The sequence below is a fragment of the Kribbella sp. NPDC004875 genome, assembly GCF_042873375.1.
Lineage (GTDB): Bacteria > Actinomycetota > Actinomycetes > Propionibacteriales > Kribbellaceae > Kribbella.
This window is the reverse complement of record NZ_JBIALI010000001.1, coordinates 739,682-753,415: the sequence shown is the minus strand read 5'-3', so window position 1 is coordinate 753,415 and position 13,734 is coordinate 739,682. Positions and strand designations below refer to the sequence as shown.

Annotated in this window: 10 protein-coding genes; 5 read left to right on the top strand and 5 right to left on the bottom strand. The window is 69.2% G+C overall.

Going from position 1 to position 13,734, the window contains the following annotated elements; genetic code table 11:
• Window positions 1-78: 78 nt before the first annotated feature.
• Both ACFYRH_RS03490 and ACFYRH_RS03485 read right to left on the bottom strand, forming a co-directional pair.
• Window positions 79-933 carry a DUF559 domain-containing protein gene (locus tag ACFYRH_RS03490; protein ID WP_387767417.1) on the bottom strand — a complete coding sequence of 285 codons (855 nt, stop codon included), beginning with the start codon at window positions 931-933 and terminating at the stop codon, window positions 79-81.
• A gap of 184 nt (window positions 934-1,117) precedes the next feature.
• On the bottom strand, window positions 1,118-3,052 hold the full coding sequence (locus ACFYRH_RS03485; RefSeq protein ID WP_387767414.1) for a Xaa-Pro dipeptidyl-peptidase: 1,935 nt from the start codon (window positions 3,050-3,052) through the stop codon (window positions 1,118-1,120).
• Between the two features lie 156 nt (window positions 3,053-3,208).
• Between ACFYRH_RS03485 and ACFYRH_RS03480 the strand changes: the two genes are divergently transcribed.
• Together ACFYRH_RS03480 and ACFYRH_RS03475 are read left to right on the top strand one after the other, a co-directional pair.
• Entirely contained in the window at window positions 3,209-4,222 is a 1,014-nt protein-coding gene (locus ACFYRH_RS03480; protein WP_387767411.1) for a LacI family DNA-binding transcriptional regulator, read from the top strand.
• A 14-nt stretch (window positions 4,223-4,236) separates the two neighbouring features.
• Window positions 4,237-5,139 carry a 1,4-dihydroxy-2-naphthoyl-CoA synthase gene (locus tag ACFYRH_RS03475; RefSeq protein WP_387767408.1) on the top strand — a complete coding sequence of 301 codons (903 nt, stop codon included), beginning with the start codon at window positions 4,237-4,239 and terminating at the stop codon, window positions 5,137-5,139.
• Here the strand turns inward: ACFYRH_RS03475 and ACFYRH_RS03470 are convergent, their stop codons facing one another.
• The gene (locus ACFYRH_RS03470; RefSeq protein ID WP_387767405.1) at window positions 5,140-6,090 is read right to left on the bottom strand and encodes a ricin-type beta-trefoil lectin domain protein; all 951 of its coding nucleotides are present in this window, start codon (window positions 6,088-6,090) and stop codon (window positions 5,140-5,142) included.
• A gap of 203 nt (window positions 6,091-6,293) precedes the next feature.
• Here ACFYRH_RS03470 and ACFYRH_RS03465 point away from each other — a divergent pair, with 203 nt between their 5' ends.
• The 3 genes from ACFYRH_RS03465 to ACFYRH_RS03455 are packed head-to-tail and all read left to right on the top strand — an operon-like array spanning window position 6,294 to window position 12,399.
• Complete coding sequence (locus tag ACFYRH_RS03465) at window positions 6,294-6,851, top strand: sigma-70 family RNA polymerase sigma factor (protein ID WP_387767402.1); 558 nt, start codon at window positions 6,294-6,296, stop codon at window positions 6,849-6,851.
• Complete coding sequence (locus tag ACFYRH_RS03460) at window positions 6,848-7,906, top strand: hypothetical protein (protein ID WP_387767399.1); 1,059 nt, start codon at window positions 6,848-6,850, stop codon at window positions 7,904-7,906. The genes ACFYRH_RS03465 and ACFYRH_RS03460 overlap by 4 nt, the downstream gene beginning before the upstream one ends.
• Complete coding sequence (locus tag ACFYRH_RS03455) at window positions 7,897-12,399, top strand: FtsK/SpoIIIE domain-containing protein (protein ID WP_387767396.1); 4,503 nt, start codon at window positions 7,897-7,899, stop codon at window positions 12,397-12,399. Before ACFYRH_RS03460 ends, ACFYRH_RS03455 begins: the two co-directional genes overlap by 10 nt.
• 66 nt (window positions 12,400-12,465) lie before the next feature.
• Here ACFYRH_RS03455 and ACFYRH_RS03450 read toward each other — a convergent pair whose 3' ends face one another.
• Window positions 12,466-12,774, bottom strand: coding sequence for a hypothetical protein (locus ACFYRH_RS03450; protein WP_387767393.1), 309 nt, complete (start codon window positions 12,772-12,774; stop codon window positions 12,466-12,468).
• A gap of 14 nt (window positions 12,775-12,788) precedes the next feature.
• On the bottom strand, window positions 12,789-13,691 hold the full coding sequence (locus ACFYRH_RS03445) for a hypothetical protein (protein WP_387767390.1): 903 nt from the start codon (window positions 13,689-13,691) through the stop codon (window positions 12,789-12,791).
• Window positions 13,692-13,734 lie beyond the last annotated feature (43 nt).

The following is a 13,734-nucleotide window of genomic DNA, read 5'->3' as shown; positions in this document are numbered from 1 at the left end:
TCGTGAGTTCTGGTCGCCGAACACCCGCCAGGATTCACGACTCGGCGCTGGGGTGGCGGACCTTTCGCCACGACTCGGCTAGGCGGCGAGGTGTGTGCGACGGGTGCGGAGGTCGTGGGAGATGCGGGCCACCACGGTGTCGGGGGCGCGGAGGATGTCGTGGGCGGTGATCACACGGACCAGCCAGCCTTCGCGTTCGAGGTTCTCGCGGCGGCGGATGTCGCGCTGCCATTGGCGGAGGTCCACCAGGTGGTGCTGCCCGTCGTACTCGATCGCGATCTTCAGCTCGGGGTACGACAGATCCGGCCGCGCCAGCCAGCCACCGTCGGCGTCGAGGACGACGTGACCGATCTGAGGTTCGGGCAGGCCGGCGAGTACGAGTAGCAGTCGCAGCCGTGACTCCATCGGTGAGTCCACCCCGGGTCGGACAAGGACTGCCGCCTCACGGGCCAGGCGGACGCTGCGGACGCCGACCGCCGCCTTCGCCCTGTCGACGAGGCGCTCGGGATCCGCATCGGTACGCCGTACCAGGGCATCGCCGGCGGCGACGAGCTTGGTCAGATCGCAGTACGGCGCGAGATCGAGGAACGTCCGCTCGGGTGGGGTGAGTGGCAGCTCGTCCCGCAGTACCCGTTCGAGCTGCTGTACTTCGTGCACTCGCAGGCCACTCACCCGCGGGAGAGTCCGATGCGGATCACGCTCGACCGTCAGGTGAACGCGTCCGGCCCGATCCTCACCGGTCCACAAACTCAACGCGGTGTGGTGACTCACGACTGCCCCGGGCGTGATCATCAACGCCGCCTCGGCCCGCACCCGAGTCGTCAGCGGCACCCGCGCGTCGACGTACACCGAACCCAGCACCCGCCGGTACCCCACGCCACGCAGTACACCCCGCGGCATCCCCGTCGCCCGAGCCTCCGCCGCCGTGAACACACCCCCATTCTCCCGATTCCCCACACCCCACGAGCCCCGTTATCCACAACCCCCACCGAGTCGTGGCGAATGGTTCCCACCCCACCCGCCGAGTCGTGGCGAATGGCTACCACCCCACCCGCCGAGTCGTGGGTTCTGGTCCCGAAACCACAGCCGTTCCCCACGACTCGGCGGAAGGAAAGGGCTAGTTCTTGGGGTCTCGGAGGTCGGGGCGTTGGGTGGGGGTGGTGATGTCCACGTCGATGGACTGGGGCTTGGTGGGGGCGGTGAGTTTGGCGCCGGTGGCGGGGATGTTGAGTTGGCTGCCGGCCAGGTCGATGTCGACGGTGGCGCCGGTGTCGTTGGGGGAGGTCCACTCGGTGTCGGACAGGGTGATCGCCAGGCCGACGATGCGGCCCTTCGGGATGACCTGGTCCTGGGAGCGGAGCGGGACGTTCACGGTGGTCCACTGGCCGGGCTTGAGCGGCGTCGGCTCGGACAGGGACTTGCTGTGGGCGGCGTCGATCCAGCCGCGGCTGACGATGCCGTGGTCGCTCTGGGTGGTCTGCTTCTCGACCGTGTAGTAGCAGCTGTCGTCGTAGTCCGTGCTCGAGCCCTCACACGTGCTCTCGTCGGTACGCCGAATTCCGGAGTACCGTTGCGCGTCGCCGTACTCGATCAGTCGTGCGGTCACCGGGGTGGTCGTCGAGTCGGACTTCAGCCGCAGCGTCACCGACGACGTACCGCTGATCCGCATCGCGGCGCTCAACGGGGCGGAGAGGAACATCTGCCGTCCGGCGATCACCTGGGACGGGTCCGCGACGATGTCGTCCTCGGTGAGGTCGGGATCGTCGGTGATCTGCACCGAACCCTTGCCCGCGGCCCCCAGCTTGCCGGTGGTCAGCGGGACCGCCGTCGGACGGTTCACGGCCGGCCAGGTCTTGTAGTCGCGCCAGACGTCGGGCGACGTCTCGACCGAGACCGCCGGCTCCTTCATCACACCGTTCTGCAGGCCCTGCAGCCAGTAGTCGAACCACTTGTGCAGTTCGTCCACCCACTCGTCGCGCCGGAACTCGAACGGGTCCACGTGGTCCTCGAGCCCCAGCCACAGCTTGCGCGGCACGTTGTTGCGGGACAACGCCGACCACCACTGCGAGAAATGGTTGGTCTGCACGTTGTAGTCGCTGAGGCCGTGGGTCATGAAGACCGACGCCTTCACCTTCGACGCGTTCTTCGTGTAGTCGCGCTCGGCCCAGAACGCCGTGTAGTCGCCGGTCTCGTCGTCGTCGTTGTCACCGAGCTGTCCGCGGACCTCGTCACACGCGGCGCTGTCGTGGCCGACGTACCCGCCGAGCCAGGGCATGTAGTCGTCGGAGTACGGGACGCCGCCGGAACGGGTGTAGTCGTACCAGGACGAGATCGCCGAGATCGGCACGATCGTCTTGAGGCCTTTCACGCCGGTCGCCGCGACGCCGTTCGCGAGGGTTCCGTCGTACGACTTCCCGATCATGCCAACCGCGCCGGTGGTCCAGGACGCGGTCACCTTCTGCCCGTCGGCGGTGTGCGCGGTGTTGCGTCCGTTCAGCCAGTCGATCACGTCGACGACGGACTGGATCTCGTCGCGGCCGCCGACGTCACCGCAGCCGGTGGAGCGGCCGGTGCCGACGATGTCCACACCGACCATCGCGTACCCACGGGGTACGAAGTAGTTGTCGTAGAACAGCGGCATCTTCCGGATCACGCCGTTGCCGTCGTACGTCTTCTTCTCGTTCTCGTTCCCGCGTCCGCAGCAGGAGTAGTACGGCGAGGCGTCCATGATGACCGGGATCTTCGTACCGGTGAGCGCGGGTTCGCTCGGCCGGACGATGTCGACCGCGATCACGTCGTTCGTGCCGTCGGAGTCGGTGTCCATCGTCGTGTCGACGTACACCGACTCGCGGATCGCTCCTGCGTAGTCGTAGACCGGCTGCGTGCTCTTGGTGCGCGCGTCGACGTGCTGCGGCACACTGGGAGCTGCCGGGGCGGCGGTCGCACCGGGCCCGTCCGGGAGCGGCGCGGCCACGGCGGGACCGGTAACGGCCGCGAGGCTGAGCACGGCGGACGAGACCAGGATCGTCACCCTGGCGCGGACGGTCGTCATGGCTGGGAAGGCTAGTCACTCGCGCGCCGCAACGCCAGGTTCTGCCGAGATTGGCAGCGACCTGCCCGATACTCAGCGTGAGGACGCCGGAGGGAACGGGCGATTCGATAGGGTGACCGCCACCGCCCCCGGGGGGACGCACGAAAGGGTAGGCCAGTGAATCTGCGAGCACCAGTGACGTTGCTGGACGTTGCACAACGTGCGGGGGTGTCGGTCGCGACCGCCTCCCGCGTGCTGAACGGCGGGGACCGCGTGCCCCGTCCAGAACTGCAGGAACGGGTCAAGGCGGCCGCCGACGAGCTCGGCTACACGCCGAACGCGCAGGCCCAGGCGCTGGCCAAGTCGTCGACCAACGTGGTCGGCATCCTGGTGCACGACATCGAGGACCCGTACTTCGCCGCGATCGCGAACGGCGTGATGCGCGCCGCCGACGAGCGCAATCTGTTGGTGATGATGGCCAGTACGTTCCGCGACTCGGAGCGCGAGATCGCATACCTGTCGTCGTTGCGGGCGCAGCGCGCGCGGGCCGCGGTGATGATCGGTAGCCGGCGGACCGACACCGAGAGCCTGTCCCGGACCGCCACCGAGGTGGAGAGTTTCCTCAACTCCGGCGCTGGTCTGGCGCTGGTCAGCCAGTCCGGGATGCCGGCCCACACCGTCGAGCCGGACAACCGTTCGGGCTCGGCCGACCTGGCGCGGGAGCTGGTCAAGCTCGGGTGGCGGAAGTTCGCGGTACTGGGTGGTCCGGAAGGACTCGCGACGGCCCGGGACCGGCGGGACGGGTTCCTCGCCGGGCTGGCCGAGGCCGGCTTGCGGCCGCTCGCTGTCGAGACCGGCGACTTCACCCGCGACGGTGGGTACGCCGCGGCGGAGCAACTGCTGGATCGCGAGACCGACGTCGACTGCGTGTTCGCGGTGAACGACGTGATGGCGGTCGGCGCGATGTCGGCGTTGCGGGCGCGCGGGGTCGACGTACCGGGGCAGCTCGGCGTGGCCGGGTTCGACGACATCGCGACCCTGCGGGACGTGTGGCCGGGACTGACGACCGTACGGCTGCCGCTGGAGCAGATGGGTCGCCGGGCGCTCGAGCTGGCGATCGAGGGCGGCGACATCACCACCGAGACCTTCAAGGCCGAGGTAGTACTGCGGGAAAGCACCGCCAAGCGCTGAAATATGCTCGCCCCGTGACTGTCTCCGAGATCTTCGACCCGGCGGCCTGGAAACAGGTGGACGGCTTCGAGCTGACCGACATCACCTACCACCGCGCGGTCGACGCCGGTGTGGTGCGGATCGCGTTCAACCGTCCCGAGGTGCGGAACGCGTTCCGGCCGCAGACCGTCGACGAGCTGTACCGCGTGCTGGACCATGCGCGGATGTCGACCGACGTCGGCTGCGTGCTGCTGACCGGCAACGGCCCGTCGCCGAAGGACGGCGGCTGGGCGTTCTGCTCGGGCGGCGACCAGCGGATCCGGGGCAAGGACGGTTACAAGTACGCCGAGGGTACGACGGCCGACACGATCGACCCGGGGAGAGCCGGCCGGCTGCACATCCTCGAAGTACAGCGGCTGATCCGCTTCATGTCGAAGGTCGTGATCTGTGTCGTTCCGGGGTGGGCCGCGGGTGGTGGGCACAGCCTGCACGTGGTCGCGGACCTGACGCTGGCGTCGGCGGAGCACGCGCGGTTCAAGCAGACCGACGCGGACGTGGCGTCGTTCGACGGCGGGTTCGGGTCGGCGTACCTGGCCCGGCAGGTCGGGCAGAAGTTCGCGCGGGAGATCTTCTTCCTCGGTGACGAGTACTCCGCCGAGGACGCGTACCGGATGGGCATGGTGAACAAGGTCGTGCCGCATGCCGAGCTCGAGGCGGTCGCGCTGGAGTGGGGCAAGAAGATCTGCGCGAAGTCGCCGACCGCGCAGCGGATGCTGAAGTACGCGTTCAACCTGATCGACGACGGTTTGGTCGGCCAGCAGTTGTTCGCCGGCGAAGCGACCCGCCTCGCTTACGGCACCGACGAGGCCGCCGAGGGCCGCGACTCGTTCCTCGAGAAGCGCCCTGCCGACTGGTCAGGCTATCCGTACGCCTACTAGTCAGGGCTTGTGCCACTTCTGGTTCGCGCCGCCGGTGCATCCACGGAGCGTGAGCTTGCCACCGTTGCCCGGAGCATCGGCTGTTACGCACTTGCCGGAGCTCGGGTTGACCAGTTCGTGCTGGTTGCTCAGGGCAAACTTTTGGGCCCAGCCGCCGTTGCAGTTGACCAGCTGGACCTGAGTGCCGTCGGCGGTCGATGCCCAGGCGAGGTCCATGCACAGGCCCATCGAGCGGATCGTGCCGTCGGGCTGGAAGACCCATTCCTGGTTGGCGACGCCCTTGCAATCCCAGACCTGCAAGGGAGTTCCGTCCCGGCCGATGCCGTCGGTCGAGTTCTGTACGTCGATGCAGCGCTTGGTGCTGTCGTTCTGCAGAACCGCGGGCGCCGCGGCCACAGCGGGCGGCCCCTGGGTGGTCGCACCGCGCGGCTGCGTGGTCTTGACCGGCGGCTTCGTGGTCACGGTCGTCGTGGTCGTGGTCCTGGCCGTCGCCGTCTTTGTCGCGGTGGTGGTCGCGGTTGCCGTCGTGGTCGCGGTGACGGTCGCGGTCGGCGGCTTCCCGGCCAGCGGCGGCTTCGCGGTGACCGTGGCCGGCGGCAGCGTGACCGTGACGCCCGGCATCACGACCGTCTTCACCACCTGCTGCGGATCGCCCTTGACCGTCATCGTCCTGGTCGGGCCGGCAACCTTCTCCGGCGTCGGCGTCACCGTGACGGTCGGCGTGACCGTCGGCCGGCTCTGCGGCACGTAGGCCACGTCGGTCGTGTACGTCGGCCCGGAGCCGCCGCCGGTGATGGCGGTGGCGCCGATCGCGATCCCACCGATCAGAGCAGCGACGACCGCGGTGGTGGACCAGGCCCGCCGGTCGGGCATCCGGGTGATCCGGGGTACTCCGGGGCGGCTCGCGAAGGTGTCCGCGAAACGGGACGAACCGGTGGATCGGCGTCGCACGTCTGCTCCTGTGCTCTGGGACGGAAGGGGCGTTGCGCGTGTCTGAGGCCGAGGATCACCCGGCCACCCCACTGACGTCAAACGGTGCGCGAAAAGGTGATCTCGATCACCGCCTGAGATCGAATTGTTGCTGAGAGTTCATCCATTGGCGTTGTCATGAGAGCGTTCTCAACCTATTTTGAAGCGCAGCCAGGTTCTCCGCTTTGCGTCGCCCACGAGGGAGATCCATCATCGACGAGCGAGTCCGCCGGACGACCGTCATCGAACTGTGTCTGGCCGAAAGGGAAAGCCTTCGCCGGTATGTCACCAGCATCCTCGGCCAGGACAGCCATGCCGTCGAGGACGTGGTCCAGGAGACGCTGCTGCGGGCCTGGCAGCTCGCGGAGCGGATCGAGTGGCAGGACCGGCCGGTGCGGATGTGGATGTTCCGGGTGGCCCGCAACCTGGTCGTCGATCATCATCGGCGGTCCGGGCGCGCGGTACCCGTCGGTCTCGGCGCGAGTGAGCTGCAGCACTCAGTCAGCCAGCCGGACCCGGCCGAGCAGGTGATCGACCGGCGGGTGCTGGTCGAGGTACTGCGCGGTCTGTCGCCGGCGCATCGTGAGGTCATCGCCCGGGTGCATCTCCTGGGGCACGCGGGCGAGGAGGTCGCAGCAGTGCTCGGCGTACCGATCGGGACGGTCAAGTCGCGGGCGCACAACGCCGTCCGGCAGATCAGGGCGGAGCTCAGCCGCGTGGACTGGGCCGGAGTCGCAGCATGAACTCGGCGTTCGGGGGCGGCGGCGGTGTCCGCGGTGTACTCGGCTACATCGGCGTCGCGCTGCTCGTGGTCATCCTGGTCAATCTCCTGGTACGCCGGCTCGGCGGCTGGAAGAAGCTGTTCCGGTTCGTCGGCCGCGAGACCAAGCGCACGGTGCGGGCCTTCACCGAGCCGATCCGGGCCCGTCGCCGGTACAAGCGCCGCCTGCGGCTGCTGACCTCGGTACTGCGTGATCGCGAGCGCTGGGCCGACGCCGAGCAGGCGATCGTGGCCGCCGCCGCGGTCAGCCCGGGCATGGCGCCGTACGCCGTCGCGCTGGCCAAGGAGCGGATCGGTGTACTGCTCGCCGGCGCCTCCGATCTCGAGCCTCCGGCACCCTGGGCCGCGGACCCGCAGGATCCGCGGCTGTGGTGGATCGCGCGCACCGACGTACCGGAGACCGGCTCGGTGCGGGAGCTGCCGTTGCTGGTCTGTGCCGGAATCGACACCGGCGGCACGACCGTGATCCTGCTCGACCTGCTCGCCGGCCCGCGCATCCTGTCCGTGTACGGCGTCGATCGGACCGCCCGCGCGGTGGTCCAGGCGATCGCGGCTCAGCTCGACGTACGGCTGCCGGTCGGTGCGATCGAGGTTGCCGACGGCATCCATCCGCGGCACGACGGGTTGCCGCTGGAGGAGGCCGCGCGGCGGCTCGGCGCGTGGTTCGTGGTCGGTGCCGGTCCGTTGCCCGGGCCGCTTCCGGCCGGTCGGCGGATGGTCGCGCTCGGCGTCGCGCGCGGGTCGAGCCGGTTGCTGGAGGCACTGCCCGACCAGACCCTGCGGTTGCACGGCGCCGCGCCCTGGCTGCGGATCGATCCGTTGCCGTTGGCAAAGGCCGTCGCGCGGTCGATCCGGCGGCTGCCACCGCACGAGTTCGAGAGCGGCGTGCCGTTCGGCCCGGAGACCACCGCGACCGAGGACCTCGGCGACCTCGAGCTGCCGGCCGGATCGGTCGGCGTGTCGGCCCTGACCACGGACGAGACCTCCACCGACCGGAAGGCGGCCTCGTGGAGCTGAACCTGACCACGGTCGACTCGCGCTCCGGAGCCCGCGCCGACAAGATCGTCCGGGTTCCGCGCGGACTGTCGGTCGCCGGTCTCGCCGACGGCCTCGGCAAGCCGGGTACGACGCTCTTCCTCGGCCGCAAGCGCCTCGACCCGGGCGTGCCGTTGGCCCAGTCCGGTGTCCGCGAAGGCGGCGTGATCGGAGTCGGCGGGCCGGTCGACGTACCCGATCTGTTGCAGAGCGCGCCGAAGGGGCACGCACCGGTCGTCGTCGAGCTGCACGCCGTGTCCGGTCCGCAGGCCGGGCGGGTGTGGCGGGTCGGGCCGGGCAGTCACGAGATCGGAGCCGATCCGCAGTGTGCGATCCGGCTCGAGGGTGACGACGTACCCGCGCGCGGTCTGTGGATCACCGTCGGCGCGAGTGGCGAGGCGTACTGGCACCGGACCGAGGACGTCGGCGGCGAGGTGCTGAGCCGGCGGATCGGACCGCCCGAGGACGACGCGGCGACCAGCGCGATCCGGCCACAGGACGACGAGCCGATGCCGGACCCGCAGCCGCGGCAGCGGGTCGTCGACCCGGCGACGGCGCCGGTCGGCGAGGTGCGGTCCTGGCCGGCGGACGAGGACCTCGTGGTCGGCCCGATGCTGCTGCGGTGCAGCGGTGACATCGAGCCGATCGCCGCGATCCGGGTCGCCGACGACGGGTTCGGGCTGGACTACAACCGGCCGCCGCGGCTCGCGCCGCATCTCGACGAGGAGAAGCTCCGGCTGCCCCCGCCGCCCCCGCCGCCGCAGAACCGGCCGTTCCCGTGGCCGGTGGTGCTGATGCCGCTGGTGCTCGGTCTGGTGATGGTCGGGTTGTTCAACTCGTACTACTTCCTCGTCTTCACGTTGGTCAGTCCAATGATGATGGGGATGAACTTCTTCTCCAGCCGGAAGTCCAACCGGCTCGATCACATCAAGGCCCGCAAGCTGTACTTCGCCCGGCAGGCCGCGCTCGACGAGGAGATCGCGGTCGCGGTCGCCCGCGAGCGAGTGATCCGGAACCTGACCGCTCCGGATCCGGTACGGATCGCGCAGCTCGCGACCCGGCCGGGCAGCCGGCTGTGGGAACGCCGCCGGCACGATCCGGACTACCTGCTGCTGCGCGTCGGCACCGCGGACCAGGCGTCGCTGAAGGAGCTCGACGACCAGGGGCGCGAGGAGAACCACCGGACCATCCGATGGACGATCCCGGACGCGCCGATCGCCGTACCGCTGCGCAGTCACGGGGTGCTCGGCATCGCCGGGGCTGCTCCGACGGTGCGTGGGCTGGCGCGCTGGCTGACCATTCAGGCGGCGGTCCTGCATTCGCCGCAGTCGCTGCGGATCGTCGTACTCGCCGAGTCCGATGACGCCGAGGACTGGGACTGGGTGCGGTGGCTGCCGCAGCTGCGTCCGGACAAGGGACCGGCGGCGGTCCTGATCGCGAACGACGAGGCAACCACCGCGGCCCGGGTCGGCGAGCTGGTGTCGCAGGTCCAGGGGCGTCATCGGCGGGCGGAGGCCTCCAACGAGCGCGAGACGGTGGTCGACTACGAGGTGATGGTGATCGCCGACGGCTCCCGGCGGCTGCGCGACGTACCCGGGTTCGTGCAGGTGCTCACCGAGGGGCCGGCGGTCGGTGTGTACGCCGTCTGCCTGGACCGCGACGAGCGGCTGTTGCCCCAGGAATGCAGTGGGGTCGTGCTGGCCGAGGACCAGACGTTGCTCGTCCGGCGGCCCGGGATCCCGGACCAGAAGGACGTGCGGGCCGACCTGGTGTCGCCGCAGTGGTGCGAGCAGATCGCCCGCTCGCTGGCGCCGGTCCGCGACGTCAGCCCGGATCACGACGCCGGCCTGCCGAAGATGGTGAAGCTGCTCGAAGAGCTCGGTCTCGAACCGCCGGAGCCCGCCGAGATCGTGACCCGCTGGGGACGCCGTCCCGCGAGTACGTCGTTCGTGCTCGGCAGCGACTTCGACGGGAAGTTCACCGTCGACCTGGTCGCCGACGGCCCGCACGGCCTGATCGCCGGTACGACGGGGTCCGGCAAGTCGGAGCTGTTGCAGTCGATGGTCGCGTCGCTCGCGGTCGCGAACCGGCCGGACGAACTGACCTTCGTCCTCGTCGACTACAAGGGCGGCAGCGCGTTCAAGGAGTGCGCGGGCCTGCCGCACACCCTGGGCATGGTGACCGACCTGGACGCGCACCTGGTCGAGCGGGTGCTGGAGTCGCTGGAGGCCGAGCTGCGGCGGCGGGAGCGGATCCTGGCCGCGGCCGACGCGAAGGACCTGCCGGACTACCAGGCCAAGCGGATGGTGAACCCGGAGCTGGCCCGGTTGCCGCGGCTGCTGCTGGTGATCGACGAGTTCGCCGCGATGGTGCGCGAGATCCCCGACTTCGTACCCGGTCTGATCGGCATCGCGCAGCGCGGCCGGTCGCTCGGCATCCACCTGATCCTGGCCACGCAGCGGCCGGCCGGTGTGGTCACCGGGGACATCCGGGCGAACACCAACCTGCGGATCGCGCTGCGGGTGACCGACCAGTCCGAGAGCCAGGACGTCGTCGACGTGAACGAGGCGGCGTCGATCAGCCCGGGGATCCCAGGACGCGCGCTGATCCGGCGCGGGCCGCGGCTCGCGGACCTGTTCCAGACCGCGTGGGTCGGAGCCGAGCGGACCGAGGAGCAGGAGGAGCCGGCCGGTCCGGTCGATCCGGCCGGTGTCCAGGTCACCGAGCTGCCGTGGAACGAGCTCGGCAAGGCCGTTGACCGGGACAACGATCCCGAGCCCGAATCCGACCGGCGTACGGCGCCGGCGCCGACGGACCTGCAGGCGCTGGTTCAGGCACTGCGGGCGGCCGCCGCCGAGCTGCCGGACTTCGCTGCGCAGCCGCAGCCCTGGAAGCCGGCGCTCGCGCCGCAGATCCTGCTCGACGAGCTTCCGGACACGAGCGAGACGCCGATGTTCGCGCCGTATGCGCTGGAGGACATTCCGGCGCTGCAGCAGCAGCGGGTGGCCGGCCTCGACTTCGACACGTTCGGGCATCTCTACGTGATCGGCGCGCCGCGATCCGGCCGGACGCAGACGCTCCGCACGATGGCCGGCTCGGCGGCGAAGTACCTGAGTGTCGCCGATCTGCACATCTACGGGATCGACGCTGCCGGTGGCGGTCTCGCCCCACTGTCGAGGCTGCCGCATTGCGGCGCGATCGTCTCGCGGCACGACATGGAGCGGATGACTCGGCTGCTGCGGCGGTTGAACCAGGAGCTGAGCGATCGGCAGGAGCTCGCCGGCAAGCACAACGCGACCGGGCTGAACGAGCTGCGCAAGGTGTTGCCGAAGAACGAGCGGCCGGCTCATGTGCTGGTGCTTGTCGATGGTTGGGACGCCCTGTCGGCGACGCTGGACGACAGCGACCACAATCACCTGCTGCAGGACATCACCCGGCTACTTCGCGAAGGTGCCGGTCTCGGTATCCATGTGATCGCGACGTCCGAGCGGTCGCTGCTCGGTGGGCGCCTGGCGTCGCACAACGACCACAAGCTGCTGCTTCGGCAGGCGGATCGGACCGACTATCAGGGTGTCGGTCTGCGGGTGAAGATCCCGCCGATCGTGAACCCGGGACGCGGTTGGCATGTGCTGACGGGGACCGAGACGCAGGTCGCCGTACTCGCGGCCGGTGGTGGTGCGGAACAGGTCGACGCGATGACGGCGATCGCCGCCGAGGCCGCGAAGCGGGACGCGAAGGTGCCGGCGGCGCGGCGGCCGTTCCAGATGGCGGAGCTGCCGTCGGCGATCGAGTTCGCCGAGGCGTACGAGCGGGTGGCGGACGCGGACCGGCGGCCGCAGTGGGGCCTGATCGGGATCGGTGGCGACGAGGTCGGTCCCGTCGGTGTCGACCTTGGCGGTGTCGGGTCGTCGTACGCCGTCCTCGGGTCGCCCGGGTCCGGACGGAGCAACGCGCTGTCGTGCCTGGCGGTCTCGTTGCTGGCCGGTGGGTCCTCGCTGGCCGTCATCACGCCTCGCGAGTCGCCGCTGCGGATGCTCGCGCGGCATCCGCACGTGCTGCTGATGGAGCAGGCGGATCCGGCCGAGGACGTACTGCGGGGCGCCCTGGAACAGCTGCCGCGCGGGCCGAAGGTGGTCGTGATCGACGACGCCGACCTGGTGATGACGGCGGCCGCGGACAAGCTGTTGAAGGACATCGTGGTGTCTGGGCGCGACCAGGGTCTTGCCCTCGTGTTCGGTGCCACGACGGACGGCTTCCAGTCCGGCATGAGCGGCTGGGCCGGCGCGGCCCGCCGTGCGCGACGGGGTTTGTTGCTGGAGGCCCGTTCCTTCAGCGACGGCGAGCTGATCGGCGTCCGCCTCGGCGCCAACATCACCCGCGCCACCCCCCGCCTGGGCCGAGCCTGGACCACCGGCCCCGGCTCCCAACCCATCCCCGTCCAAGTCCCCCTCACCGTCCTCAAACTCCAGCAGTAGCAGGACAGGAAAGCAAAAGGTGCTCCAGGCTGTGGCCTGGAGCACCGCGTGGGGCGACTGCGGTTACTACTTCTTCTGGTTCAGGCTGTCGCTGATGCCCTTGTCGAACTCCTCGGCGTTCTTCATGATGCTGTTGAACATCTCCTTGAAGTCCTCGATGCCCTTCACGGCGAGGTTCAGGCTGGTGTCGAACTGGTTGTAGGTGTTCCGGATGACCTCGCTGGACTGCTTGAACACCAAGCCGTCCTCGACCAGGTGGTTCACCTTGTTGCGCAGGTTGACGATCAGCGGAACGATTTGCTCGTGGGCGTTGTGCAGGAGGTTGGCGACCTCGGTGATCTTGCCGTACTCGAGGTTGATGCCGTCGTACGCCATGGCTGCGCTGCCTTTCAGTAGATAGTGGGGATGTAGGTGTCGTCAGGGGTGTTCCGGTCGATGCTGTCCTGCGTCTCGACCCAGTCGGCCGAGGTACCGTCGGAGTTGTCCGGCCCACGGGTGTAGTCGTGCGTGGTGCCGTCGCTGTCGGTCGAGTGCTTCGTTCCGCTGCCGTCGGACTTCAGGCTGATGTCAGCGGTGTCCTTCTTACCGTCGGTGTCGGTGCTCGTCGTGGTCGTCGTACTGCTGCCGTCGTCCTTCAGGTGCGTGTCGTCGTGCACGGTGCTGCCGTCCGGATACGTGCTGTCGGTGATCACGTGGTGCTTGTCGTCGCTGTACGTCGAGGTCGACGTGTACGTCTTCCCGTCGTACGTGACCGTGGTCTCCTCCTTCACCACGTTGCCCTTGTCGTCCAGGGTCAGGTGGGTGTGGATGGTGCCGCGGTCCGTCGTGATGGTCTGGTCGAGCGGCTGCTGCCCGGGGTCCTTGGCACTGCAGAAGTCCGGCGCCTTCTGGCCGGCCGGGAGGTTCTCGCACTCGCTCTTGTGGGACTGGTAGTAGTCCCACTGGTCCTTCTGCCGTTGCCAGTTCGACAGCGCCAGGTTGGTGTTCGTGACGTTCATGCCCTGGGCGATCTCGGCGTCGAACTGCAGGAACGCCTCGCCGACCGACCCGAACGAGTTGGCGAGCTCCTTCAGGCCCTTCTCGGCCTTGGTCATCGTGCCCTGCGCGTTCGTGTGCAGGGACGTGATCGCGCTGTCGATCTCGCTGCTACCGAGGATGCTCGAACTGTCCTGCCCCGCCAGCGTGCTGAACAGGCTGTCGTTGAGCGTCGGCTCGATGTTGTTCGCCAGGTCTTCCAGGTTGCGTTTGGCGTCGTTCAGCAGGTTGTAGTTCATCTTGAGTTTGTCCGGCACGGCGTTCCCTCCTCGGCCTTCTCGAACGCGACGGCTCCACCCT